Below are 24,184 nucleotides of genomic sequence, written 5' to 3'. Positions count from 1 at the left end.
CGTTGGAGGGGAAGGGAAGTCGGACCGCGGCGTTACTTGTCGACGTAGGTGAACTGCTCGGCGGACGCCGAGAAGATGCCCTTGTACTCGCCCGAGTCGATCGGGTACGTGTTGAAGCCGTGCACCGCGTCGTTGCGGTACGCGTTCATCGCCTTGCCGAAGCGGATGTACGTGGAGGGAGCGTCCTTACAGAGCTTCTCCATCATCTGCTGGTAGATCTCCTTCCGCTCCTCGAGGTCGTACGTCTGGAGCCCGTCTTCGATGAGGCCGTCCACCTCGTCGTTCGCGTAGTGCGACCAGTTACAGCAGGCCGGCGTCTTCTGATCGCTGTGGAAGAGGTTGTGGACGTACGCGTCGGCGTCCCAGCCGGCGGACCAGCCGACGGCGATGAGGTTGTTCTGCTTGTGGGAGTCCTCCGCCAGGATCTTGCCGATGTAGGTGTTCCATTCGAACTGCTCGATCTCGACCTCGAAGAACTCCGTCGAGTTGAGCGACTCCTTGATGAGCTGGACCCACTTCACGCGCTGTGGGTTCTGGTTCGTAATGATCTTCGTCTTGAACGGCTTCTCGATGCCGGCCTCGTTGAAGCCCTCCTCGAGCAGCTGCTTCGCCTTCTCGGTGTTGTAGCCGAGGTACTTCTCGCCCATCTCCTCGTTGAACTCCTGGGAGGTGAACTGCTGGGCGAGCGGCGAGATCGGCGAGTACGCGGGCGTTCCGATGCCCTGGTACACCGACTTCACGATGGCGTCACGCGGGATGAGTCGGGAGACGCCGCGGCGGGTCTTCGCGTTCGTGAACGGCTTGACCGACAGCGGGAAGCCGAGGAGGTCGAACCCACCCTGGGTCCGCTCGGTGACCGTGACGTTCTCGTTGTCCTTGAGGTCCTGGTAGCTGTCCGCCGGGACGTTGTTGATCATGTCGACGTCGCCGCCCTGCAGCGCGGCGAGCTGGGAGGACTGCTCGACGATGATGCGGAACGTGATCGTCTCGATCGGCGGCTTCTCCGGCATGGACTCCGAGCCGGTGAACCAGTAGTCCTCGTTCCGCTTGATGCGGAAGAGGCTATCAGCCTCGTGCTCGACGAACGTGTACGGGCCGGTCCCGACCGGGTTCTCGGAGAGCTTGAGGTCGCCTTCGGCGACCGCCTTCGGCACGATCGGCACGGCGCCGAGCGCGAACTTGAGCGGGGCGTACTTCTCCTGCAGCTTGATGTCGATCGTGTAGTCGTCGACGACGGTGGAGGAGTCGTACCAGTCGTACACGTCGGCTTCACGCGGGGTCCCCTCGTAGCGCTCGAACGTGGCCTTCACGTCCTCGGCAGTGAGCTCGGTGCCGTTGTGGAACTGCACGCCCTCGCGGAGGGTCGCGCGCCACATCAGGTCCTCGTCCTTCTGGACGACTTCCTTCGCGAGGACCGGCTTGGGTTCGCCGTCGAAGCCGGTCGCGAGGAGGGACTCGTACACGAGGCCGAACGCCTTGGAGGAGGTCGTGTCGTTGTGCTTCGTCGGGTCGTAGTTCTTCACGTCGGCCCCGAACGTCGCGATGAGCTCGCCGCCCATCTTGACCTGCTCCTTGTCGGCCTGGGTGGCCGTGTTGGCGTCAGTGTCGACCGGTTCCTCGGTCGCGCCGGAGTCGCCGCCCGCACAGCCGGCGAGTCCCGCGACACCTGCTACGCCCAGCGATTGGACGAGCTGACGTCGATTAACGTCGAACTTCTCGCGCATGCCTTCTTGCGACATATCATCAAGGGTCTTCTGGTCGCCTAAAAGCCTGCCGATAGCTCTTTATCGGCCGTTAGGGACCCGAACGGGCGCATCTGGCATCTCAGAGCCCCTAATACGGAAGAAAAACCGTGATATTCCCCATAATAAAGCTCTTGTTTAGAGAAATTATCACCCAACAAAACATGGCACCACCCGGGCTACTCGAGCGGGTTCGAGAAAACGGCATCCAGAGCGCCACCGCTCACGGCGCGGGGACCGCCGACCGGGCGGAACCCGGACCCTCGCTCGGGAACGCCGACGAGTGCTACCAGTCGACCGAGAGCGTCCCGTCGCCGTGCGGGTCGGGGGCGATCTCCTCGTCGGTGCGGCGGTCGACGACGTGGATGACCCCTTGCTCCTTCTTCGCGGGACACAGCTCCGCCGCGCGGACGTTCTCGTCGAGCTCGTCCTCGTCGATGTAGTAGGACTTCGGCGTCGCCAGCCCGCTGGCCAGGTCCATCTCCCAGTTGTCGGCCGCCTCCGCACAGCGCCCGGCGCCGAAGCACTTGTTCGCCTCGAAGATGATCTTGTAGGGCTTCTCCTCGACGGGCGGGCCGTCGCCGCCGACGTCGCTCGGGGCGACGACGTCCTCGCGCTCCTCGCTCATACCTCCCCCTCAGGGCGGGGCTACCTTTCGTCTGTCGGTCCCGCGGGTCCGGTTCGCCCTGCCAGCAGCGCCTGCTTCGGCCGCGAGTGACCCCCGCATCCGACACCCTTTATCCGATCAACCGCCTAGATCGTCCGTGATCGTCGTCGCCACCGAGGACTTCCGGCTCTACCACGAGGCCGTCAGCGCGCTCCGGGAGCGGAGCGCGACGTTCACGACGGTCGAGCCCGACGAGGAGCTGCCGGCTCGTGCGTCCGTCGTCGTTGCCGCACCGACCGACGACGTCGACCTCCCCGCGGACGCGTCGGTGACGCGCGTCGACGTCGACCCGGACGACGTGCGGAGCGGCGTCGACGAGGCGCTCGCCCTGCTGGAGGGTGGCGGCGGCCGAACGATTATCGGCGTCGACCCGGGCCCACAGCCGGGCATCGCGGTGCTCGCCGGCGACACCGTCGTGACGGTCTACCAGGTCCCGCTCGGCGACGCCGTCGAGACCATTCGCGAGGCGATCGCGGACGCGACCGACCCCCTCGTTCGCGTCGGCGACGGCGACCGGCTGAAGGGGGCCCGCATCGTCAACGAGCTCGAGGACGTCCCGGTCGAGCTCGTCGACGAGACGCGGACGACGCCGTACCTGGGCGACGGCGCCCGGGGGATGGCCGACGTGCTCGCGGCCGTCAACATCGCCGGTCGCGAAGGCGAACGCGTCGAGTCGCGGGAGCTCGACCCGACCGAGGGCGAGCTCCAGCGGATCAAGACCGAGTCCCGGAAGCGCTCCGCCGGCGACCGCACCATCGACGAGCCGCTCGCGCGCCGCGTCGCCGACGGCGAGCTGACGCTCGACCAGGCGATCGCCGTCCATCGCGACGGACGACATCGGGACGAGTAGCGCAACGAGGCGATTTTTTCCCGCAACGAGCTCGCTGGCGCGATCCGCCACATCCTCTTTCACGGTCGGCTGCGTCGTCCCGACGATGACGAACGTTCGCGACGTCTCGCGACGCGAGCTGTTCACGGAGTGGCTTACCTCGGTCGAGGACCACCACGTCTCCCAGCACGGGGACGTCCCCGACGTCGACCCGGAGATCTGGACAATCTCGCTCACCGGCGACCTCGGCGACCCCGCCGAGATCACGGTCGACGAGCTCCGCGAGGAGTACCCGTCGGTCACCGTCGCGCACACGATGGAGTGTGCCGGCAACGGCCGGGCGTTCTTCGAGGGTGACACCGGGAGCCCGAACTGGACCGTCGGCGGCGTGAGCACCGCCTTCTGGACCGGCGTGCCGATCCGGGAGGTCCTCGAACGGTACGGCGCACTGGATGACGGCGGTGCTGAAAGCGACGGCGACGGCGGCGACGGCGACGGCGCCGACAGCAACGGCGGCAGTACCGACGGCGACGCCGACAGTACCGACGGCGACAGCGCCGACGCCGACCGCACCGACGCCGACCGCTGGATCACCGCCGTCGGCGGCGACCGCCCCACCGACGAAACGGCGTTCGCGCGCTCGATTCCGGTGTCGAAGGCGGCGGACGACTGCATCCTCGCGTACGCGATCAACGGTGATCCGCTCCCGCTGGAGCACGGCAAGCCGGTTCGCGTCATCGTCCCGGGTTGGTACGGCGTCAACAGCGTCAAGTGGGTGACCGAGTTGCGCGTCATGGACCGGATGGTGGTCGGGGACGCCTGGGACGACGACCTCGACCGCGCGCACTGGCAGCAGGACCGCTACCGGATCCACCCGGCCGACGAGGAGCCGACCCACCGCGAGACCGTCGACACCGTCGACACGGAGGCCCAGCTCCACGACGCCGCCGTCGACCACCCTTACACCTTCGACCAGCTCCCGAAGTCGATCGTCGGCTATCCGACAGACAGCGAGACGGTCGCACCCCGTCGCGACGGGCAGGTCGAGGTCCTCGGGATGGCCTGGGCCGGGGACGCCGCACTGGAGACGGTCGAGGTCTCGACGGACGGCGGCGAGACCTGGGACGAGGCCTCGTTCCTCGGCCCGGACTACGCCGGCGCGTGGCGGCTGTTCCGCTTCCTCTGGACGCCCGAGCCCGGCGACCACACCCTGGTGAGCCGCGCTGCCGACGACCGCGGCCGCCGACAGCCGCCGCGGCTCTCCGACCCCGTCGAGCGCCTGGACGAGGCCGGCGCAGACGAGTTCCCGTGGAACCAGGACGGCTACGGCGCGAACGCGTCGCTCCCGCACGCCGTCGAGGTCACCGTCGCCAGTGAGTGAGTGGCTCGGACCGGCGAGCGGCAAGCGGCGAGCGACGAGCGGCGAGTTCATTTATAAATACTCCCGTGCTACCGACGCCCATGACCGACGAGGTAACCGTCGACGTCGAGATCGAGGTCGAGGTCGACAGCGACGAACTGGAGGTCGAACGGGACGACGCCGAACTGATCGAAGCCACCTACTCCGCGGAGGGCGTCGAGATCGAGGTCGAAGCAGAGGTAGAGGTCGAGGAGGGGGACGTCGAGCAAGCGGAAGCCGAGACGGGGACCGAGGACGGAGCCGACGAGGAACCGGCCGAAACGGAACCGCTCGAACCCGAGGAGCCCGAGTCGCTGGCGGCGACCGACAGCGAGGTCGGCGAGTCCGACTTCGACGCGACGGACGAGTACGAGTAGGCCGGCGCCGCCACGGACGCCGGTTTCGCGCCTTTTAACGGCGCGCGTCGCTAACGCCGACTATGGCTGAGCCACGCGTTCCCGGCGACGACACCGACGCCCTCGATCTCCCGTGCGGGGAGACGATCCGTCTCGGGGACCTCGATCTGGGGATGCGCGACTTCGAGTGCGACTGCGGCGACACCCACGCCGTCGTGATGGACGTCCACCCGCCGGACCGCTTCCTGCCGGAGTTCCTCGTCGAGGTGCTCCAGGAGGCCGTCGAGACGACCAGCGAGGAGATGCCGGAGTTCGGCACGCCGCACCTGCTCGGGATCGCGATGGAGGAGTTCCCGGAGCAGATCGTCTCCGCGGACGCGTCCGACGACGGCGACGTCGGCTACGCGCTGCTGTGGGTCGCAGCGTTCGACTCCCGCCGGCTCCACGAGATCATCGTCGAGCTCGTGATCGAGCTGATGGAACACGCCGTGAGTCACGGCGACGACGAGGCCGCCTTGACCGAGTTCGAGGAACAGATGCTGGAGTTCGACGTCAGCGAGTTCGTGGAGACGTATCGCGCCGAGCGCGACCTCGAAGCCGAAGACCCCTACGCCTGATCTCCGCCCGACGGCACCCCCTTCTCGACGCCGAACTCGCTCGGTTCCGCGTCCAGTTTCCGCTGCAACGGAGCCGTTAACCGGCTGTTTTCGGCTCTGCCACCGATACCGCGTCAGCCGCTGCTGGGGAAAATAATGATATCCGTGGGGTGTGAAATCGATGACATGCCCGCCTCCGATCGACTGCTCGAGTTCTACCGCCGATACGTCGGCGACCCCGACCGTACGGTGGACGTGTACGTGGGGTTCGCCCTGTTCTTCCTCGGGATCGCGCTCGGCGGCGTTGGCGTCGTCCTGTTCCTCCTGAGTACCCGGTACGGCGACAGCCTGACCGCGTATGCGATCCGCGAGGTGGCCGTCGTCGCGGCGGCGGTCGGCCTCCCGACGCTGTTGGGGAGCGTCGTCGTCCTCCTGCCAGTCGACCAGCGGATGCTCTACGTGACCGGCGGGGGGAGTACCGTCTGTCTGGCCGCGGTCGCCCTGTTCCTCAGGGCCTACCCCTACAACTGGAACGTCGAGACCAGCCCCGACCACAGCGCGACCGGCGTCGCGATCTACAGCCTCGGCATCGCCGGCGTCGTCGCCGCGACCGGCGCGTCGCTCGTCGCCCACCACGTCGAACGGACGAGCGAGGCTCCGTCGCCGACGCCGGAGGGGGCGGCGGCGAGCGCCGAGGAGACCGTCAGCGACGCGGCCGTGCGCGACGACATCGAGCGCGAGCTCGCCGACGCGGAACTCTCGTGGGGCGGGGTCGAGAAGACGGAGAACCGCCGGCTCGAACTCGAAACCGGCGCCGCCGAGGACGTCGACGCCGGAAACATCGATCCCGAGTCGGCCACCGTCGCCCGCGCCAACGGTGAGAACGTCGACGCGGCCGTCGAGAGCCTCCAGGCGTTTCAGGGCGGCAACGCGGAGACAGCCAGCAGCAGCGGCGTCGACGACCAGACCGCCGCGCTTCGGGAGCTCCGCGAACGGCAACGCGCCGAGGACGCCGCGGAGCCGGACGGACTCTTCGGTCGCGTCAGGCGATTGTTCCGGAGCGATTGATCCGGTGAGAGCGGATAGCCCATGGCACCCGGCGTGTTCGTCGCGAGTCACCGAGCCACGAATCGGCGATGAACGTTATAAGTGTGAGATTCGTAACCAATCGACATGGCTAAAGGACTCGACGTTGGCACGATGAACATTCTCTCCTCGGCACAGGAGAGTTCGGACACGGTGTTCGTCCAGCAGCGGAACTCCTTCGTGGAGATCGAGTACAGCGACATGGCCGAGCAGATGCTCTCGCGGAGCGACGTGCTCCACATCCGGAAGGACGACCAGGTGTACGTCGTCGGCGACGACGCCCTCAACTTCGCGAACATCTTCAACGAGGAGACGCGGCGTCCGATGCAACACGGCATCCTCTCCAGCGAGGAGTCGTCCGCGATCCCGATGATCAAGCTCATCACCGAGCAGGTGGTCGGGGAGCCGGACTCGCCCAACGAGCGGCTCTACTACTCCAGCCCAGCGGACCCGATCGACTCGGAGCTCTCGACGCTGTACCACGAGAAGACCCTCGAGTCGATGCTCGGCGACATGGGGTACGACCCGGAGCCGATCAACGAGGGGATGGCGGTCATCTACTCGGAACTGGCTGACAACGACTTCACCGGGCTGGGCGTCAGCTTCGGGGCGGGCATGACCAACGTCTGCCTGGCCTACTACGCCGTTCCCGTAATGACCTTCTCGATCGCCCGGGGCGGCGACTGGATCGACGAGCAGACGGCGGGCGCGACGGGGACGCCCGTCGACAAGGTGACCAGCATCAAGGAGGACGACTTCGCGCTGGACTTCCGCACGGACGTCGGCGGCGTCGAGGGCGCGCTGGCGATCTACTACGAGAACCTCCTCGATTACGTCATCGAGAACATCGCCCGCGAGGTCGACGAGGAGGACGTCGAGGAGGGGCTCGACGTGCCGGTGGTCGTCACCGGCGGCACCTCCAGCCCCGACGGCTTCGAGGACCTGTTCGCGGACCATCTCGCGGGGGAGACGGTTCCCTTCTCGATCAGCGAGGTCCGCAGCGTCGACGAGCCGATGTACAGCGTCGCCAGCGGCGCGCTCGTCGCCGCGCGGTCCGAGGAGGACGAGGAGACCGGCAGCAACGGATCGACGGCCGAATCGAACGACGGGAGCGAGCCGGAAGCCGAGGCCGAGGACTGAGGGAAAGGCGAGGACTAAAGGGAAGCCGAACGCCCGCGGCCCGTCGAATCACTCCTTGCGAAACCGCCGGAGGGCTTCCTCCCACGACTCCACGACGACGGGCTCGTCCCGGTGTTCGACGTCGACGCCGACGTAGCCGCACTGCTCGCACACCTGTGCGCGGCGCCCGTCGAGCTCGTACCGTCGGAGCGTTGCCTCACAGCGGGAGCAGTCCATACTGACACGTCGCGTGCCGAACACTATAGCCTTCCTGCCGGTCGCTATCCGAAGCGGAGCGTCCCGTCCGCCCGGATCGTGGCCCGCGCCCCCAGCGGCAGCGGAAACGCCGGTGCCGTGTGGCCGAAGTCGTAGCCGAAGCCGACGACGGCACTCGGATTGTAGCGAAACACCTCCCGCTCGACGACCGACCGCAATTGTGCTGGATACGCCTCGCAGTCCGGCTCCCATTCGACGTACGGGGAGAAGGTCTGCGGGCGCCCGACGGCGACGCCGTCGAACCGCTCCAGCAGCCCCCGCTCGCCCATCGCGCGCAGCGTGTAGCCGACCTCGCGAGGCACCGGGACGTCCTCCGAGGTCTCCAGCGCGAGGATCGCGCCGTCGAGCGCGGCAGGATCCGGCAGATAGCGACCCGTCTGGAGGTGCCACTTCACGATCGCGTAGCTACCGCCCCAGAGTCGGCCAGTGACCTCGCCGTCGGGCGCCTCGTCACCCCGGCTGACCGTCGGGCCGGGGTTCTCGTACCACTCCCGCGGCTCGGGATCCTCGAAGTCGTACCAGTCGTCGGTCCACTCGTCGGCCGGGTCGACCGTGCCGAGTGACTCCTCGAAAAGCGCACGCCGGAGGTACCGCTCCGTGTACGCGTTCAGTTCCAGGTCACACGCGAGGTCCGGGTGCAGCTGGATCCCGTAGCTGACGACCCCCTGGTTCCACAGGAAGAGCCGGAGATTGTCGTTGTCGCTGTAACCGAAGAATCGCGTCGGGTTGGCTGCGAGGACGTCGCCGTCGAGGTGCGAGAGCACCCGGATCTGGTCGTCGCCGCCGCTGTAGGCCATCACTGCACCGATTTTCGGATCTCGAAACGCGTCCTCGAGCTCCGCGGCGCGGTCGGCGGGCGGGGCCGGCTCGTCGGCGTCGGTGCGCTCCGCGGTGGGTAAGACGGTCGTTTCGAGGCCCAGGCTCTCCAGCCGGTCGCGACCGATCGACAGCTTCGGCTCGCTCGGCGGCCGCGACGGCGCCGTGATTGCGACGATGTCACCCGGTTCGAGGGGCGGCGGCGTCGTGAACGCGGAATCGACGCGATCGGTGGCCGATTCGCCGGTATCCGAACCCATACCGTCGCGTGCGACGGCACCCTCTTAAAGAATCGGCAGCCGTGCTACGTCACACCATAGCTTGCGAATTTCGCAAATAGGTTGCGAGAATCGTATTCTATCGCCGGCCTTATTACGATGTGCGTACTCCGAACTGGTAATGAGCGACTCACAGGTATCCGCGGACGCCGACGCGGGGGCATCCGAGGATCGTACGATCCTGCTCATCGGTAGTGGCCCGATCCAGATCGGACAGGCAGCCGAGTTCGACTACTCCGGCGCGCAGGCCTGTCGCGCACTCCAGGAGGAGGGGGCCCGAGTCGTGCTCGTCAACTCGAATCCCGCGACGATCATGACCGACCCCGAGATGGCCGACCGGGTGTACATCGAGCCGATTACGCCCGAGGCCATCAGCGAGGTCATCCGGCAGGAGAACCCGGACGGCGTTATCGCCGGCCTCGGCGGCCAGACCGGGCTGAACGTCACCGCCGAACTTGCCGAACAGGGCATCCTCGAGGAGTACGACGTCGAGATCATGGGCACGCCGCTCGACACCATCTACGCGACGGAGGACCGCGACCTCTTCCGCCAGCGCATGGAGGAGCTCGGCCAGCCCGTCGCCGCGTCGACGACCATCTCGCTCGACGAGGACGAGTCCGTCTCCGACTTCGACGAGGAGGCGTTCCGCGGGCGCGTGCAGGACGCCGTCGACGAGGTCGGCGGCCTCCCGGTCATCGCGCGGACGACGTACACGCTGGGCGGCTCCGGCTCTGGCGTCGTCTCCGAATTCGAGGAGCTCGTCGACCGCGTGCGCAAGGGCCTGCGCCTCTCTCGGAACAGCGAGGTGCTCGTCACGGAGTCCATCTCCGGCTGGGTCGAGCTGGAGTACGAGGTGATGCGGGACGCCGACGACTCCTGTATCATCATCTGCAACATGGAGAACATCGACCCGATGGGGATCCACACGGGCGAGTCGACAGTCGTCACGCCCTCGCAGGTCATCCCGGACGACGGCCATCAGGAGATGCGCGACGCGGCGCTGGAGGTCATCCGCGACCTGGGCATCCAGGGCGGCTGTAACATCCAGTTCGCGTGGCGCGACGACGGGACGCCCGGCGGCGAGTACCGCGTCGTCGAGGTGAACCCGCGCGTCTCCCGCTCCTCCGCCCTGGCGTCGAAGGCGACGGGCTACCCCATCGCCCGCGTCACGGCGAAGGTCGCACTCGGCAAGCGCCTCCACGAGATCGACAACGAGATCACCGGCGAGACGACCGCCGCCTTCGAGCCCGCCATCGACTACGTCGTCACGAAGGTGCCGCGCTGGCCCATCGACAAGTTCGAGGACGTCGACTTCGAGCTCGGCACCGCGATGAAGTCCACCGGCGAGGCGATGGCCATCGGCCGGACCTTCGAGGAGAGCCTGCTCAAGGCGCTCCGCTCCTCCGAGTACGACCCCGCCGTCGACTGGGACGACGTGAGCGACGAGGAGCTCGAGGAGGACTACCTGATCACGCCGACCCCCGACCGCCCGTACGCGATGTTCGAGGCGTTCGACCGCGGCTACACCGTCGAGGAGGTCGTCGAGCTGACGGACATTTATGAGTGGTACGTCGAGCGCTTCGCCCACGTCGCCGAGGCCGAGGAGCGCGCCCAGCACGGCGAGTTCACCGAAGCCGCGACGACCGGGCACACCAACGCGGAGATCGCCGAGGTCGCGTCCGGCGGTGCGGACAGTGACGCCGCGAACGGCGACGGCGACGTCGCGACCGACGGCGGCGACACGGCGACGGCGAACGGCGGTGGCGACGGTGACACGGCAACGGCCGACGTCACCGTCGACGACGTCGAGAGCCAGGTCCCCCACCGCGAGTACAAGCAGGTCGATACCTGCGCCGGGGAGTTCGAGGCGACGACGCCGTACTACTACTCCGCGCGCCAGCCCGAGTGGATGGCGGGTGACGGGCGCCCCGAGGACGACTGGGGCGAGCTCCGCGTCGACCCCGACGTCGAGAGCGTCGTCGTGGTCGGCGGCGGCCCGATCCGCATCGGGCAGGGCGTCGAGTTCGACTACTGCGCGGTCCACGCGGTCCGCGCGCTGCGCGAGCAGGGCATCGAGGCCCACGTCGTCAACAACAACCCCGAGACGGTCTCGACCGACTACGACACCTCCGACGGGCTGTTCTTCGAGCCCATCACCGCCGAGGAGGTCGCCGACGTCATCGAGGCGACCGGCGCCGACGGCGTGATGGTCCAGTTCGGCGGCCAGACCTCCGTCAACGTCGGCGAACCGCTCGAGGAGGAGCTCGAGCGTCGCGGACTCGACTGCGAGATCATGGGCACGAGCGTCGAGGCCATGGACCTCGCGGAGGACCGCAACCGCTTCAACGAGCTGATGGAGGAGCGGGGCATCAGCCAGCCGATCGGCGGCACGGCGACGAGCCGCGAGGAGGCCCTGGAGCTGGCCCACGACGTCGGCTACCCGGTCCTCGTGCGCCCCTCCTACGTGCTCGGCGGCCGCGCGATGCGCGTCGTCCACGACGACGAGGAGCTGGAACACTACATCGACGAGGCGGTCCGCGTCTCGCCGGACAAGCCCATCCTCGTCGACAACTACCTCGCGGACGCGGTCGAGCTCGACGTCGACGCCGTCGCCGACGGCGAGGACGTCCTGCTCGGCGGCGTGATGGAGCACGTCGAGGCCGCCGGTGTCCACTCCGGCGACTCCTCCTGTATGATTCCGCCGCGCTCGCTCTCCGAGGAGACCCTCGGCCGCGTGCGCGAGGTGACCGAGGAGATCGCCCACGCCCTGGACACGGTCGGCCTGCTGAACGTCCAGCTCGCCGTCACGGGCGTCCACACGGACGAGGAGCCCGAGGTGTACGTGCTCGAGGCCAACCCGCGCTCCTCGCGGACGGTCCCCTTCGTCTCGAAGGCGACGGGCGTCCCCATCGCGAAGCTCGCGGCGAAGGTCATGGCCGGCGATTCGCTGGCCGACCTCGACGTTGCCGAGCAGATCCCGGAACACCGCAGCGTGAAGGAGGTCGTCCTCCCGTTCGACCGCCTGCCGGGTTCGGACCCACGCCTCGGCCCGGAGATGAAGTCGACCGGCGAAGTGATGGGCACGGCCCAGTCCTTCGGCCTCGCCTACGACAAGGCCCAGGACTCGACGGGCAAGCCCATCCCGCGCTCGGGCACCGCCGTCGTCGACCTCTCGGCCGAGGAGTTCCCGGACCCCGAAACCGAGGCCGGGCAGGAACTCGTCGACGGCTTCACCGAGCACTTCGAGCTCTCGGAGGCGGTCGACCTCGTCGAGGCCGCCCGGAGCGGCGACGTCGACCTCATCATCTCCCGGAAGCGCGAGCTGCTGGAGGTCGCCGTCGAGGAGGAGATCACCTACTTCTCCACCCCGGCCAGCGCGAAGGCCGCGCTGGAGGCGCTCAACACCGAGCGCCCGGACGACCTCGACGTGATGGCCGTCTCCGACCGGCCGAAGCGGACGGCGCACTGGGGGAAGTCGGAGTAACGCGAGGAGACCAGCAGTACGCCAGCGACGACGCCATCCACTTTCCTGACCAGCGCTGGGCCTGTGCCGCCCTGGAGCCCGCGCGTTTCGCGGCTCCGGGCCGACCGAAGGGTCGGCCGGTTCCCACACGCCCTTAAGACCGGGCCACGACCCTCCCGACATGCCCGAACTTCCGGAATCAGTCGTCGGTGACGCACAGACGTCGTCGTTCGCCTGGGACCTCCTCACGGACCTGGCGGACGTCGGCAACCGCATGGCCGGCCAGGCGGGGGAGCGCCGCGGGGCCGAGCGCGTCGTCGAGGCCTACGAGGAGGCCGGCCTCCGTAACGCCGGCCTCGACGAGTTCGAGATTCCCGGCTGGTGGCGCGGGGACTCGGCACTCTCCGTCTCCGGCCCCGTCGAGCGCGAGTACGAGGGCAGCCACGCCGTCATCGCGCTGCCCGGGACCCCGAGCGGGACGGTCGAGGCGCCCGTCGTCGACGTCGGCACGGGCACGTACGAGGAGTTCGAGGAGCGGAGCGACGAGCTCGAGGGGGCCATCGCGATGGCCTCCTCCGACACGCCGGAGTCGCACGACCGCTGGCTCCACCGGATGGAGAAGTACTCGCAAGCGGCCGAACACGGCGCCGTGGGGTTCGTCTTCCGGAACCACATCGAGGGCGCGCTCCCGCCGACCGGCGAGATCGGCTACCACAACCGCCCGGGCCCCATCCCGGCCGTCGGCGTCTCGAAGGAGGTCGGCGAGCAGCTCGCGCGGTACGCCGCGGCGGCGGAGGGGACGGACGGCGACGACGAAGCGACGACGGTCACCCTCGACGTCGACTGCCGCAACGAGGAGACGACCTCGGTCAACGCCGTGGCGGACGTCGGCCCCGAGACGGACGAGGCGGTGTTCCTGACGGCCCACGTCGATTCCCACGACATCGCGGACGGCGCGAACGACAACGGCGCGGGCTCGGCGCTCGTCGCGGAGGTCGGCCGTCTGCTGAAGTCGGTCGAGGACGACCTCGAGACCCGGGTCCACCTCGTCACCTTCGGCGCTGAGGAGACCGGCCTCTGGGGCGCCTACCACGCCGCCGAGACGACGCCGCACGACGAGATCAAGTGCGTCGTCAACCTCGACGGCGCCTGTAGCTCCCGGAACCTCCGCGTCGGCTCGAACGGCTTCGAGGCGATGACTGAGGTGTTCGAGTCGGTGACGGACGCGTTCGACGCGCCCCTCGAAACGGGCGACACCATCTCCCCGCACGGCGACCAGTGGGCGTTCGTCCAGGAGGGCGTCCCGGCCGTAATGACCTCGACCACCTCCGAGCAGTCCGGTCGCGGCTGGGGCCACACCCACGCGGACACGCTGGACAAGCTCGACTCGCGGGACCTGCGGGACGTCGCGACGCTCGTCGCGGAGGCCGTCTTCCGCTTCGCGAGCGCCGACGTCGAGACCCCGCACCGTTCCCGTGAGGAGATCCAGGAGGACATCCCGGAGGGCTACGTGCAGGAGCTGAAAACCGGCGGGCGCTGGCCGTACGACGAGTAGGGCCGCGTCGCCCTCGTCGCCCCCGTCGTCGCCGTCGACGGTGCCACCTTTTTAAAACGAGACGGACGGCGTCGCTATCCTCGGAGCCGGCCGGAAAAGCAGTGGGTCGCGGTCAGTCCTGGTTGCCGTCGCAGACGCCCAGCGGCAGGTCCTCCTGCGTCGGGGTGGCGCCGTCGCAGGCGTCGTCGACGAGGACGGCGATCTGCTCCTCGACGGTGCAGCCGCGGGCCGCCGCGAGCCCCTCGAGTCGCTCGTAGCGCTCCGCCGAGAGGGTGACTGTGTGGTCGGTCATGTGTGAACGCTCGCGTCCAACACGCAAAAACCCGATCCCCAAGCGAAACACTGCCGGTATTTGCGACGCTCAGTGACTGTTTCGGGGCGTTTTGGGTCCGGTCGTTTCTGGGCTTATTAATGACGCCGGCGAGTTGGGTGAGAGTTTATAAATAGAGTCAGCCATCGTCGCCGGCGACACTACTCGACGTGCTCGGAAAGCCCCAGCCGGTGACTGTTATTCTTATAAATGGGATCGGCCGTCGTCGCGAACGAAACTACTCGGAACACCCAGAAAGCCCCAGCCGCTGAGCGCTCGGGCTTATAAATAGGAACGGCAGTCGTCACGAACGACACCACTCGGCACACGTAGAAAGCCCCAGCCGCTGAGCGCTCGCGCTGCTCGCTGCGCTCCTCACCAACTCGCTCCCTCCGGTCGCTCGTTCGCCGGATTGCGGTGCTTACTTCGCAGGGCGTCCCGCGCAGCGGCTGCCCCTTTCAGTCCCGCCCACCGAGTGGTGGCCGGGCATCGCTCGCGGCGGCTGGTTCGCCGCCGTCACTCGCCGGCTGGCTGGCGTGCGGTCCGGCGGCGGTCGGCGCGCGCGAGCAACGCGTGCGAGGGAGGCCGGTGGCGCGCCGCGCGGTGCTGGGCCGGCGCGCCCCGGCCGAGGCTGGGGAGGGCTGAGGTATGGCGGTAGCTGTGCTGTCGCGGTCGCGGTGCGGTTGCTGGGCGATGCTGTCCTGGCGGACTGAAAGGGCGCGGCCGGTCGCGCCGAAGGGGAGTCGCTGAGTCGACCCCTATCTGAACCGGGCGGTGTCTTCGTGAGCGGAGCGAACGAAGACCAGAAAGTCGCAGCCCGGCAGCCCGCTACTGCAGGCCGCCCGGACCGTCTTTCGAGGCTGAGAGGTTCAGATATGTCGCTCAGCGACCGCGAGCGGCCGAGGGCTTTCTGGGCGTTTGCGGTGCTGTCAAGAGCAAGCCCGTATCACCTGTGCAAATCTGCTTATAAACAGCGTGAGAGAAATCGCCTCTCTCACTCAAGCGAGACGCGCTCAGCCGCCTCAGCAACCTCTTTTGCTCGCTCTTCCAGCCAGTCGGGCTCGATGTCGGCCATCTGCGCGAGGCCGGCACGAGTCTCGGGCTGGTCCGGGGCGAACCGGTTACACCCTGCAGGAATTTCCGCCGCAGTATACGTCCCGATCCGCTTCGCCCGCTCGGTGATCTCGTCCTTGTCGACCGTCAGCAGCGGCCGGTGGATCGGGAAGTCGGTCACGGAGTCGAGCACGGACATGTTCTGCGTGGTCTGACTGCTCTTCTGCCCGATCACTTCGCCCGTGACGACGCCCGTCGCGCCCCAGTCGGCCGCGAGGTCGGCGGCGACGCGGTAGATGAACCGCCGGAAGACGAGCATCCGGCCCTGCTCGAGGGTGTCGGCGAGCTCGCGACAGACGTCGCCGCCGTCGACGACGTGGAGCGCGTCGACGTGGTTCGGCGCGTACTCGGCGAGCGTCCGCGCGGCCGCCTCGGCACGGGCGCGGTGGTCCGGCCCGCCGTAGTCGCCGAGGTCGACGTAGACCGGTTTGACCGGCGCGCCGCGGCGCAGGATCTCGAAGGCGGCGACGGGCGAGTCGATGCCGCCGGAGAGCAGCGTGACGAGCGGGCGCTGGCTGCCGACCGGGAGCCCGCCCGGGCCCTGGTGCTTCGGGCCGAAGACGAACGCCTCGTCGGGGTAGATCTCCGCGCGGAAGACCGTGTCCGGGTCGTCGAGATCGACTTCGGGGTCGTCGGCGTCGACGGCGTCGTAGACGGCGGCGCCGCCCTCGCGCTCGACGTCCTCGCTGTCGAAGGGGTACTCGACGCCGACGCGGTTCACCCGGACCGCGAAGCTCCCGTCGAGGCCCTGGTCGGTTGCGATGGTCGCCAGCGCGTCGGTGACGGCGTCCATCGTCGGCTCGACGGAGCGGGCCGGGCTCGCGGAGACGACGCCCGGTGCGTCGGTGACGACGGTCGTCGCCGCCGCCGGCTCGGTCGTCCGGACGACGGGGCGGTTCCGCCGGTGGACGACGGTGCCGTCGACCTCGCGGTCGTCGAGGAGGTGCGTCAGGTTCGCGGCGAGCTGTGACTGCATGTCGTAGCGGACGCGCTCGCTCTTCGTGGCCGCCTCGCCGACGCGGACGAGGACGCTGTCGGCCTCCGGGGGCACCGCCGCGGGCGGGACCGGCTCGGCGGGGACGTGACTCATTGGGGATGAGTAGCGGGAGGAGACTGATAGCCGTGCCGACCTCGGGGCGGGAGCACGGCGACGCGCTCGGCAAGCCGTCGGTACCGCCCTCAGGCGCCGATGTGGTCGGCCAGCCCGGCCATCACCTTCGACTCCGCGCGGGAGAGGTGCTCCCAGACGGTCGTCGAGGCGAGGTCGAGCTCCTCGGCGACGGCCTCGACGCCGACGTCGCCGCCGTGGTCGTAGTAGCCCATCCCGATGGCGGTCGAGAGCACCTCGCGCTGGCGGGGGCTGAGGTCGTCGAGGAAGCGCGTCACCTCCAGCTGCGGCGGGCGGTCGACTTCGCTCAGGGCGACGTTCCGGACCAGCTCCACGTCGTTGCCGGCGTCCTCCAGCGACTGGATGAGCGCCGAGAGGTCGTCGTCCGGTTCGATGTAGACGGTCCACCGCTCCCAGCCGTCGTTGATCGTCGTTCCCATCCGGTAGTGGATCCCCCTGTCGGAGAGCCGCTGGGAGATGCTGTCCCAGCTGTACGAGTCGACGATCAGCGCGACGTACACGCGGGATTTCCCGAGCGGGGAGAGCGGTTCGGCCTCGGTCACGGCGTCCGCCTCGCGGAACTCGGCGAGGAACTCGGGGATCGAATCGGCGTCGCCGCTGAGCTCGATGATGCGTTTCCGCTCCGCCCCGCGACCGGTCATCGAGGAGACGGACCGGATGGTGACGTCCGGGTAGCGGCCGCTGATCTCGGACTCCGGCTCGCCGTTGTGCCGGATTCGGAGCGTCACCTCGCGCATACGTGGACGCAGGACCCCGATCGACTTACGCGCTTCGTACCGACGTAAGGGAGTTGCCCGGGCACCAGTGGCGGGCCAGCTTCGGAAGCGCCCGGACGGGCCCCGGATGAGTCCCCAGCCCCGCCCCCGGCCCACGGTCCGCAGGTCACTCGATACCGTGGTATCGCCGGGGAGACGCCACAATTCTTGCGAAACCGCGGGGTGACCGGATATATTTGGTGTACAACTCATGGCCGTGTGACCGGACCTGTAACGTAGAACCATGGGAAGCGATATCGATACCGAAGCGCTCGACGGACCAAAAGTCGACAGGCGGACTGCCGTCCAGCTGCTCAGCGCGGCCGGGCTCGGTGGGCTGGCCGGCTGTGCGGGCGGTGGCGGCGACGGGGGCACTGAAGCCGGCGGCGACTCGGACGGCTCCGGCGACGCGACCGAGGGCGGCGACGGCGAGGTCTCGACCGGTGGCCGGCTCCAGGCCGGCTGGTTCACCGGCAGCATCGACACGCTGGACCCGCCGTACATCAGCGTCGCGCAGAACTTCCAGCTCGCCGGCAACGTCTTCAACGGGCTCGTCACGCTGAAGCCGGACCTCACGGTCCGCGGCGACCTCGCGAAGGACTGGACGGTCGAGGACGGCGGCGCGACCTACACCTTCGACCTGCGCGAGGGCGTCACCTTCCACAACGGTGAGGAGTTCACCGCCGCGGACGTCGAGTACACGCTCCGGCGGACGATCGAGGAGGAGACCCCGGCAGCCGGCAAGCTGGGCGGGCTCAAGCCGATCGACGACGGCGGCGTCGAGATCGTCGACGACTACACGGTGACCCTCCGCTGGGAGGAGCCGAACGTCGTCGCGCTGATCTACCTGACGCGGGGGCCGGGCCGCGCCGGCACCATCGTCAACCAGACCGCCATCGAGGAGATGGGCGCCGACCAGTACGAGGTGGCGCCCGTCGGCACCGGTCCCTTCGAGATCGTCGAGCACGACGTCGGGTCGAGCATCACGCTCGACGCCTACGACGACTACTTCGAGACCGACGAGAACGGGAACCAGCTGCCGTACCTCGACGGTATCGACGTCCAGCCGATCCCGGAGCCGTCCTCGCTCGTGAACGCGCTCCGCTCCGGCGACATCCACTTCGCGAACCTGCTGCCGCTCCAGAACCTCGACCAGGTCGAGAGCTCGCAGGACGCGAAGGTCGACGTCGCGCCGGGAATCAACTGGTACGGCCTCGCGATGAACCAGGAGCGCGAGCCGTTCGGCGACAAGCAGGTCCGCCGCGGCATCGCCAAGAGCATCGACAACGAGGAGTTCGTCGAGACCGCCTACTTCGGCAACGCGCTCGCCGACACCGGCCCCATCAACAAGGGGACCGAGTGGGTCTGGCGCGACGACAAGCCGGACGACCAGGACTACGCGCCCGACGAGGGCAAACAGCTGCTCGAGGAAGCCGGCGCCGACAGCGCGAGCTTCTCCATCCTCACGACGGAGAGCACGCTCCGGCAGGCGAAGGCCATGCGCCAGCAGCTCAACGCCGCCGGCCTCGACGTCGACGTCGAGCAGGTAACGACCTCGACCTACTGGACGCGCTACGAGGAGGGCGACTACGACACGACCATCAGTGGCAGCGTCGTCGACCCCGACCCCGAGCAGTCGCTGTGGAACTTCTACCGGCTCCGGAGCGAGGACGGCGTCTGGAACTGGGTCAACTACGAGAACGAGGAGATCCACCAGCTGCTCGCGGAGCAGCGCGCGGAAACTGACAAGGAGAAGCGCAAGGAGCTCCTCTGGGAGATCGAGGACAAGCTCATCGCCGACGTGCCGCACGCGTACCTCATCCACCAGGACGACGTCGCCGGCGTTCGCAACGAGGTCCAGGGCTTCCAGCACATCTCCGGGCTCCGGAACTTCCACACGGTCTCGCTCGACGAGTAATGTGGCGGTACATCGCAAAGCGTACCGGGCACGCCCTCTTCGTGATGTGGCTCGTCGCCACCACGGTGTTCTTCGGACTGCGAGCCGTGCCGGGCGGCCCCGTCCGCGCGATGCTCGGGCAGGAAGCGACGCCGGAAGCGGTGGCGGCGCTCAGACAGCAGCTCGGCCTCGATAAACCCCTGCCCGTCCAGTACGTCGACTGGCTGACCGGCATGCTCGTCGGCGACTTCGGGCAGAGTATCACTTCCGGCGAGTCCGTCGGCACGCTGCTCGCGTCGGCCGCGCCGAAGACGTTCTCCATCGCGGCCTTCGGCGTCGTCGTCGGCCTCGGCATCGCCATCCCCGCGGGCGTCATCGGCGCGACGCGGCGCAACGAGCTGGCCGACTACGTCGCGACGCTCGGCGCGTTCCTCGGCATCTCGATGCCGGCCTTCTTCGTCGGCATCCTGCTCGCCATCCTCTTCGGCGTGCGCCTCGGCTGGTTCCCCGTCGTGGGGTACACGCCGCTCTCGGAGGGCGTCGGCCCGTGGCTCCGCAGCATCGTGCTGCCGGGCGTCGCCGTCGGCCTCCCGTACGCGGCCGGCGTGACGCGGATGATGCGCTCCTCGCTCATCGAGACGCTGAACGAGGAGTACATGCGCACCGCCCTCGCGAAGGGCGTCGGCTCGCGCACCCGGCTGTACAAGCACGCGCTCCAGAACGCCATGATCCCGGTCGTCACCATCGCGGGCATCCAGCTCGCGCTGATCCTCGGCGGGAGCGTCACCGTCGAGATCGTCTTCGGGATCCAGGGGCTCGGCCGGCTGCTCGTCAACTCGATCCTCGAACGTAACTACCCGGTGACGCAGGTGACGATCCTGCTCATCTCGGGCGTGTTTATCTTCATGAACCTACTCGTCGACATCGCCTACACTGCTATCGACCCGCGCATCCGCTACGGAGGTGAGAGCGCATGACTGACGATTCACCCGGTCGGACTGACGGCGGCGACGCACCTGCCCGTACCGACGGCGGCGACGCACCTGCCCGTACCGACGGCGGCGACGCCCCCGCGTTCGGCCGCCAGCAGGGCGAGTTCGGCGTCGGCGAAGTGCCGGCGGAGTACGAGACCGACCAGTCAGTCGAGGAGTACCGAACGACGGCGGACCGGATCGTCTCGGTGCTGAAACAGGACAAGCTCGCGCTCGCCGGCGCGCTCGTCGTCGTCCTGTTCGTCGTCACCGCGGTCTTCGCGCCGGTCGTCGCGCCGCACCCGCCCGAACAGACGTACAACTTCATGCAGCCGCCGATGAGCGAGTCCGTCGGCGACTTCGACGACGACGGCCAGCAGGAGACGGTCACGCACGTGCTCGGCACCGACTCGTTCGGGCACGACATCCTCTCGCGGATCGTCTTCGGCGCGCGCATCTCGCTGCTCGTCGCGCTGGCCACCGTCGCGTTCGCGTTCACCGTGGGCACCATCCTCGGCATTCTCGCGGGCTACTACGGCGGCTGGATCGACTCGGTGATCATGCGGTACGTGGACTTCCAGTGGGCGTTCCCGGAGATCATCCTGGGCGTCGGCATCATCGCCGTGATGGGCGGCCTCGGGGTGGTCAACGTCGTGCTAGCGATCGGCATCGCCTTCATCGACGACTTCGCCCGGCTGATACGCGGGGAAGTGCTGTCGATACGCGAGGAGGAGTACGTCACCGCCGCGCGCGCGGTCGGGATGGGCGACCTCCGGATCATGTTTAAAGAGATGCTGCCGAACGCCGTTGCCCCGCTCATCGTGCAGGCGACGCTGATGATCCCCTTCGCCATCCTGGCGGAGGCCAGCCTCTCGTTCCTCGGGCTCGGCGTGAAGCCGACGACCCCGACCTGGGGGCTGCTCATCTCCGGCGGCCGACAGTTCATCTCGCAGGCCTGGTGGATCTCCGTGATGCCCGGCCTCGCGATCATGGTCACCGTCCTCGCGTTCAACACCCTCGGCGACGGGCTGCGTGACGCCTTCGACGTCTCCGAAGGGGAGGTGGGCCAGTGAGCGACGCTGCGCCCTCGGCCGGCGCGGCCGGCACGACCGACCGCGACGGCGATGCGGCCGGCGACGCCGTCGGCACCGCCGGCGACGACACGCCGCTGCTCGGCGTCGAGAACCTGCAGACGCAGTTCCCCACCGACCGCGGGGTCGTGAAGGCGGTCGACGGCGTCGACCTCACCATCGAGTCCGGCGAGATCGTCGGCCTCGTCGGCGAATCCGGCTCCGGCAAGAGCGTCCTCGCGGAGAGCGTCGCGGGGATCGTCGAGGAGCCGGGCGAGATCGTCGGCGGCGACGTGCGTCTCCACGGCGACTCGCTCGTCGACAAGACGGAAGCCGAGCTCGAACGGGTCCGCGGCGGCCAGATCTCGATGGTGTTTCAGGACCCGATGAACAGCCTCAACCCGACGCTGTCCGTCGGCGAGCAGATCGCCGAGACGGTCCGGCTCCACCAGGACGTCGGCGAGTCGGTGTCGCTGTCGGCGGAGATGAAGCGGAAGATCGTCGGCGCGGCCAAGAACGGCGAGGCCTGGCGCCGCGCGATCGAGATGCTGGAGGCGGTGGAGATCCCCGAACCCGAGAGCCGGGCGACGGACTATCCCCACCAGTTCTCCGGCGGGATGCGCCAGCGCGCGATGATCGCGATGGCGCTGTCCTGCGAGCCGGACCTGCTCGTCGCGGACGAGCCGACGACCGCGCTCGACGTGACGATCCAGGCGCAGATCCTCGAAGAGCTGACGGGGCTCAAAGAGGAGTTCGACACCTCGATCCTGCTCATCACGCACGACCTCGCGGTCGTCGCGGAGACCTGCGACCGCGTGAACGTGATGTACGCCGGCGAGATCGTCGAACGCGCGGAGACCGAGGAGCTGTTCAGCAATCCGCAGCATCCCTACACGCAGGGGCTCATCGCGAGCACGCCGCGGATCGACGTCGAGGACCAGGACCTGACGCCCATCGAGGGCAACGTCCCGGACCTCATCGACATCCCGTTCGCCTGCCACTTCGCGCCGCGCTGTCCGGAGGCCGAACGCGAGTGCTTCGAGATCGATCCGGAGTTCCGCGACGTCGGGGAGGGCGGCACGGACCACGAGGCGGCCTGCCTCCGCCGCGGCCCGGAAGGTGATCGGCTATGAGCTCGGAACCACACGCCACGAGCGACGAGGTCTCGACGGGGACCGACGCGGGCCCCGACGACGCGAACGACGTCGTCCTCGAGGCCCAGGGCCTCAAGAAGCACTTCGACCAGTCCGACGGCCTCGTCGACAAGCTGCTCGGCGCCGGCGGCGACGTGAAGGCCGTCGACGGCGTCGACCTGCAGGTGAAGGACGGCGAGACGCTCGCCGTCGTCGGCGAGTCCGGCTGCGGGAAGTCGACGCTGGGCGAGACGCTGTTGAACCTCCAGACGGCGACGGAGGGGACGGTCCGCTACCGCGGCGAGGACATCACCGGCCTCACCGGCCGGAAGATGCGCCCGTACCGCAAGGACCTCCAGATGATCTTCCAGGACCCGCTCGCGTCGCTGAACCCGCGCCAGACGGTCGGGGACATCATCACCGCGCCGATGGAGGTCCACGACTTCCCCGTCTCCGACCCGGACGTCCGGACGACGGCGGACGTGACCGTCGCCGACGACGTGACCGACCCCGTCTCCGTGACCGTCGCGGACGACGTCGACCGCGCGGTTCGGGCCGAAGGTGGCGTCTCCGTCGTCGACGTCACGGTTCGGTCGGCCGAGGAGGCCGACGGCCTGACGGTCGACCTCGGCTTCGACGACGACGTCCTGTCGGCGACGGTGACGGAGGAAGGGGACGGCTACGAGATCCGGGTCGCGGTCGACGCGTCCGAGAACGAGCTCCGCGTACACCGCGCCGAGCAGCTCTTAGAGCTCGTCGGCCTCAAACCGGGCCACATGGACCGGTATCCCGGCCAGTTCTCCGGCGGGCAACAGCAGCGCGTCGGCATCGCCCGCGCGCTCGCCGTCGAGCCGGAGCTCATCGTCGCCGACGAGCCCGTCTCCGCGCTGGACGTCTCCGTGCAGGCGCAGATCATCAACCTGCTGGAGGAGCTCCAGGAAGACCTGGGACTCTCGCTGCTGTTCATCACGCACGACCTCTCGGTGGTGCGGCACATCGCCGACCGCGTCGCCGTGATGTACCTCGGCGAGATCGTCGAGATCGCGAACACGCAGGAGCTGTTCGAGAACCCGCAGCACCCCTACACGAAGTCGCTGCTCTCGGCGGTCCCGCGCATCGACCCGGAGACGCGGACGGACCGGACGATCCTCTCGGGTACCGTCCCGTCACCGATCGACCCGCCGTCCGGCTGCCGGTTCCACACCCGGTGTCCGGCCGTCATCCCGCCCGAGGACTGGGGCGGCGACCAGGCGGCCTTCCGGGACGTCTTCGCGTTCCGCAACCGGATCCTCGACGACGCCATCGACCCCGAGGCCGCCGCTCAGCGGATCGGGTCCGAGTCGGAGGACGCCGTCGCCGACCACCTCATCGAGCGGTCGCTGGACCGCGACCTCGAGGAGCTACCGTCGGACGCGGCGGACGTGGTCCGGGAAGCCGCCCTGGCGCTCGCCGGCGGGGACGTCGAGGACGCCGCCGACATCGTCGGCGACGCGTTCACGTCTCCGTGCGAGGAGCAGCGCCCGAGCCGGACCCACCGCGAGACGGAAGGGTGGGCGAGCTGTCACCGACTCGACCCGGACGCGCCCGGGTCGGCGGAGATCGAGTAGCGGCCCGCCCAGCCGAG

The 24,184-nt window shown here is 68.6% G+C and carries 20 protein-coding genes; 13 read left to right on the top strand and 7 right to left on the bottom strand.

Annotation, left to right across the window (positions count from 1 at the left end; all coding sequences use genetic code 11):
* Positions 1–32: 32 nt before the first annotated feature.
* Positions 33–1,739, bottom strand: coding sequence for an ABC transporter substrate-binding protein (locus tag ACQE3M_RS01385; RefSeq protein ID WP_430503678.1), 1,707 nt, complete (start codon positions 1,737–1,739; stop codon positions 33–35).
* A 289-nt stretch (positions 1,740–2,028) separates the two neighbouring features.
* On the bottom strand, positions 2,029–2,370 hold the full coding sequence (locus ACQE3M_RS01380) for a ferredoxin (protein ID WP_430503677.1): 342 nt from the start codon (positions 2,368–2,370) through the stop codon (positions 2,029–2,031).
* 136 nt (positions 2,371–2,506) lie between these two features.
* On the opposite strand from ACQE3M_RS01380, the gene ACQE3M_RS01375 reads away from it, so the two are divergent.
* From ACQE3M_RS01375 to ACQE3M_RS01350, 6 genes are all read left to right on the top strand, one after another.
* Positions 2,507–3,259 carry a hypothetical protein gene (locus ACQE3M_RS01375; protein WP_430503676.1) on the top strand — a complete coding sequence of 251 codons (753 nt, stop codon included), beginning with the start codon at positions 2,507–2,509 and terminating at the stop codon, positions 3,257–3,259.
* 85 nt (positions 3,260–3,344) lie between these two features.
* On the top strand, positions 3,345–4,619 hold the full coding sequence (locus ACQE3M_RS01370; protein WP_430503675.1) for a molybdopterin-dependent oxidoreductase: 1,275 nt from the start codon (positions 3,345–3,347) through the stop codon (positions 4,617–4,619).
* An 80-nt stretch (positions 4,620–4,699) separates the two neighbouring features.
* On the top strand, positions 4,700–5,014 hold the full coding sequence (locus tag ACQE3M_RS01365) for a hypothetical protein (RefSeq protein WP_430503674.1): 315 nt from the start codon (positions 4,700–4,702) through the stop codon (positions 5,012–5,014).
* A gap of 62 nt (positions 5,015–5,076) precedes the next feature.
* Positions 5,077–5,610 carry a DUF5815 family protein gene (locus ACQE3M_RS01360; RefSeq protein WP_430503673.1) on the top strand — a complete coding sequence of 178 codons (534 nt, stop codon included), beginning with the start codon at positions 5,077–5,079 and terminating at the stop codon, positions 5,608–5,610.
* Positions 5,611–5,775: 165 nt separating this feature from the next.
* Positions 5,776–6,657 carry a cell division protein CdpA domain-containing protein gene (locus ACQE3M_RS01355; RefSeq protein ID WP_430503672.1) on the top strand — a complete coding sequence of 294 codons (882 nt, stop codon included), beginning with the start codon at positions 5,776–5,778 and terminating at the stop codon, positions 6,655–6,657.
* Positions 6,658–6,762: 105 nt separating this feature from the next.
* Positions 6,763–7,815: a disk-shape morphogenesis protein volactin gene (locus tag ACQE3M_RS01350; protein ID WP_430503671.1), complete on the top strand. Its 1,053-nt coding sequence runs from the start codon at positions 6,763–6,765 to the stop codon at positions 7,813–7,815.
* A gap of 48 nt (positions 7,816–7,863) precedes the next feature.
* Here ACQE3M_RS01350 and ACQE3M_RS01345 read toward each other — a convergent pair whose 3' ends face one another.
* Positions 7,864–8,031, bottom strand: a complete 168-nt coding sequence (locus ACQE3M_RS01345; RefSeq protein WP_430503670.1) for a hypothetical protein — start codon at positions 8,029–8,031, stop codon at positions 7,864–7,866.
* A gap of 44 nt (positions 8,032–8,075) precedes the next feature.
* The gene (locus ACQE3M_RS01340) at positions 8,076–9,146 is read right to left on the bottom strand and encodes a S66 family peptidase (protein ID WP_430503669.1); all 1,071 of its coding nucleotides are present in this window, start codon (positions 9,144–9,146) and stop codon (positions 8,076–8,078) included.
* A gap of 139 nt (positions 9,147–9,285) precedes the next feature.
* On the opposite strand from ACQE3M_RS01340, the gene carB reads away from it, so the two are divergent.
* Together carB and ACQE3M_RS01330 are read left to right on the top strand one after the other, a co-directional pair.
* Positions 9,286–12,648 carry a carbamoyl-phosphate synthase large subunit gene (gene carB / locus ACQE3M_RS01335; RefSeq protein WP_430503668.1) on the top strand — a complete coding sequence of 1,121 codons (3,363 nt, stop codon included), beginning with the start codon at positions 9,286–9,288 and terminating at the stop codon, positions 12,646–12,648.
* A gap of 160 nt (positions 12,649–12,808) precedes the next feature.
* On the top strand, positions 12,809–14,182 hold the full coding sequence (locus tag ACQE3M_RS01330) for a M28 family peptidase (protein WP_430503667.1): 1,374 nt from the start codon (positions 12,809–12,811) through the stop codon (positions 14,180–14,182).
* Between the two features lie 112 nt (positions 14,183–14,294).
* Here ACQE3M_RS01330 and ACQE3M_RS01325 read toward each other — a convergent pair whose 3' ends face one another.
* The 3 genes from ACQE3M_RS01325 to ACQE3M_RS01315 all read right to left on the bottom strand — a co-directional run bounded on the left by ACQE3M_RS01325 (position 14,295) and on the right by ACQE3M_RS01315 (position 17,471).
* The gene (locus ACQE3M_RS01325) at positions 14,295–14,474 is read right to left on the bottom strand and encodes a ribbon-helix-helix domain-containing protein (protein WP_430503666.1); all 180 of its coding nucleotides are present in this window, start codon (positions 14,472–14,474) and stop codon (positions 14,295–14,297) included.
* Positions 14,475–15,486: 1,012 nt separating this feature from the next.
* Positions 15,487–16,695 (bottom strand): tRNA sulfurtransferase, encoded by a 1,209-nt coding sequence (locus ACQE3M_RS01320; protein ID WP_430503665.1) that lies wholly within the window; start codon positions 16,693–16,695, stop codon positions 15,487–15,489.
* 89 nt (positions 16,696–16,784) lie between these two features.
* Entirely contained in the window at positions 16,785–17,471 is a 687-nt protein-coding gene (locus tag ACQE3M_RS01315; RefSeq protein WP_430503664.1) for a helix-turn-helix domain-containing protein, read from the bottom strand.
* 262 nt (positions 17,472–17,733) lie between these two features.
* Between ACQE3M_RS01315 and ACQE3M_RS01310 the strand changes: the two genes are divergently transcribed.
* The 5 genes from ACQE3M_RS01310 to ACQE3M_RS01290 are packed head-to-tail and all read left to right on the top strand — an operon-like array spanning position 17,734 to position 24,167.
* Positions 17,734–19,407 (top strand): ABC transporter substrate-binding protein, encoded by a 1,674-nt coding sequence (locus tag ACQE3M_RS01310; RefSeq protein WP_430503663.1) that lies wholly within the window; start codon positions 17,734–17,736, stop codon positions 19,405–19,407.
* Complete coding sequence (locus ACQE3M_RS01305; RefSeq protein ID WP_430503662.1) at positions 19,407–20,363, top strand: ABC transporter permease; 957 nt, start codon at positions 19,407–19,409, stop codon at positions 20,361–20,363. The genes ACQE3M_RS01310 and ACQE3M_RS01305 overlap by 1 nt, the downstream gene beginning before the upstream one ends.
* Complete coding sequence (locus ACQE3M_RS01300; protein ID WP_430503661.1) at positions 20,360–21,430, top strand: ABC transporter permease; 1,071 nt, start codon at positions 20,360–20,362, stop codon at positions 21,428–21,430. The genes ACQE3M_RS01305 and ACQE3M_RS01300 overlap by 4 nt, the downstream gene beginning before the upstream one ends.
* Positions 21,427–22,560 carry an ABC transporter ATP-binding protein gene (locus ACQE3M_RS01295; protein ID WP_430503660.1) on the top strand — a complete coding sequence of 378 codons (1,134 nt, stop codon included), beginning with the start codon at positions 21,427–21,429 and terminating at the stop codon, positions 22,558–22,560. The genes ACQE3M_RS01300 and ACQE3M_RS01295 overlap by 4 nt, the downstream gene beginning before the upstream one ends.
* A complete protein-coding gene (locus ACQE3M_RS01290; RefSeq protein ID WP_430503659.1) occupies positions 22,557–24,167 on the top strand; it encodes an ABC transporter ATP-binding protein in 1,611 nt (536 codons plus the stop codon). Before ACQE3M_RS01295 ends, ACQE3M_RS01290 begins: the two co-directional genes overlap by 4 nt.
* The last annotated feature ends 17 nt before the right edge of the window (positions 24,168–24,184 follow it).

Origin of the sequence: Halosubterraneus shenae (assembly GCF_050510935.1) — an archaeon.
Taxonomy (GTDB): Archaea; Halobacteriota; Halobacteria; order Halobacteriales; family Haloferacaceae; genus JBDGPU01.
This window is presented reverse-complemented; position numbering and strand designations above follow the sequence as displayed.

Coding starts and splice junctions, on each gene's coding strand:
- ACQE3M_RS01340 (WP_430503669.1), bottom strand. CDS start 9,146: ATGGGTTCGGATACCGGCGAATCGGCCACCGATCGCGTCGATTCCGCG.
- ACQE3M_RS01300 (WP_430503661.1), top strand. CDS start 20,360: ATGACTGACGATTCACCCGGTCGGACTGACGGCGGCGACGCACCTGCC.
- ACQE3M_RS01360 (WP_430503673.1), top strand. CDS start 5,077: ATGGCTGAGCCACGCGTTCCCGGCGACGACACCGACGCCCTCGATCTC.
- ACQE3M_RS01310 (WP_430503663.1), top strand. CDS start 17,734: ATGGGAAGCGATATCGATACCGAAGCGCTCGACGGACCAAAAGTCGAC.
- ACQE3M_RS01320 (WP_430503665.1), bottom strand. CDS start 16,695: ATGAGTCACGTCCCCGCCGAGCCGGTCCCGCCCGCGGCGGTGCCCCCG.
- ACQE3M_RS01330 (WP_430503667.1), top strand. CDS start 12,809: ATGCCCGAACTTCCGGAATCAGTCGTCGGTGACGCACAGACGTCGTCG.
- ACQE3M_RS01315 (WP_430503664.1), bottom strand. CDS start 17,471: ATGCGCGAGGTGACGCTCCGAATCCGGCACAACGGCGAGCCGGAGTCC.
- ACQE3M_RS01290 (WP_430503659.1), top strand. CDS start 22,557: ATGAGCTCGGAACCACACGCCACGAGCGACGAGGTCTCGACGGGGACC.
- ACQE3M_RS01325 (WP_430503666.1), bottom strand. CDS start 14,474: ATGACCGACCACACAGTCACCCTCTCGGCGGAGCGCTACGAGCGACTC.
- ACQE3M_RS01380 (WP_430503677.1), bottom strand. CDS start 2,370: ATGAGCGAGGAGCGCGAGGACGTCGTCGCCCCGAGCGACGTCGGCGGC.
- ACQE3M_RS01345 (WP_430503670.1), bottom strand. CDS start 8,031: ATGGACTGCTCCCGCTGTGAGGCAACGCTCCGACGGTACGAGCTCGAC.
- carB (WP_430503668.1), top strand. CDS start 9,286: ATGAGCGACTCACAGGTATCCGCGGACGCCGACGCGGGGGCATCCGAG.
- ACQE3M_RS01355 (WP_430503672.1), top strand. CDS start 5,776: ATGCCCGCCTCCGATCGACTGCTCGAGTTCTACCGCCGATACGTCGGC.
- ACQE3M_RS01370 (WP_430503675.1), top strand. CDS start 3,345: ATGACGAACGTTCGCGACGTCTCGCGACGCGAGCTGTTCACGGAGTGG.
- ACQE3M_RS01305 (WP_430503662.1), top strand. CDS start 19,407: ATGTGGCGGTACATCGCAAAGCGTACCGGGCACGCCCTCTTCGTGATG.
- ACQE3M_RS01365 (WP_430503674.1), top strand. CDS start 4,700: ATGACCGACGAGGTAACCGTCGACGTCGAGATCGAGGTCGAGGTCGAC.
- ACQE3M_RS01350 (WP_430503671.1), top strand. CDS start 6,763: ATGGCTAAAGGACTCGACGTTGGCACGATGAACATTCTCTCCTCGGCA.
- ACQE3M_RS01385 (WP_430503678.1), bottom strand. CDS start 1,739: ATGTCGCAAGAAGGCATGCGCGAGAAGTTCGACGTTAATCGACGTCAG.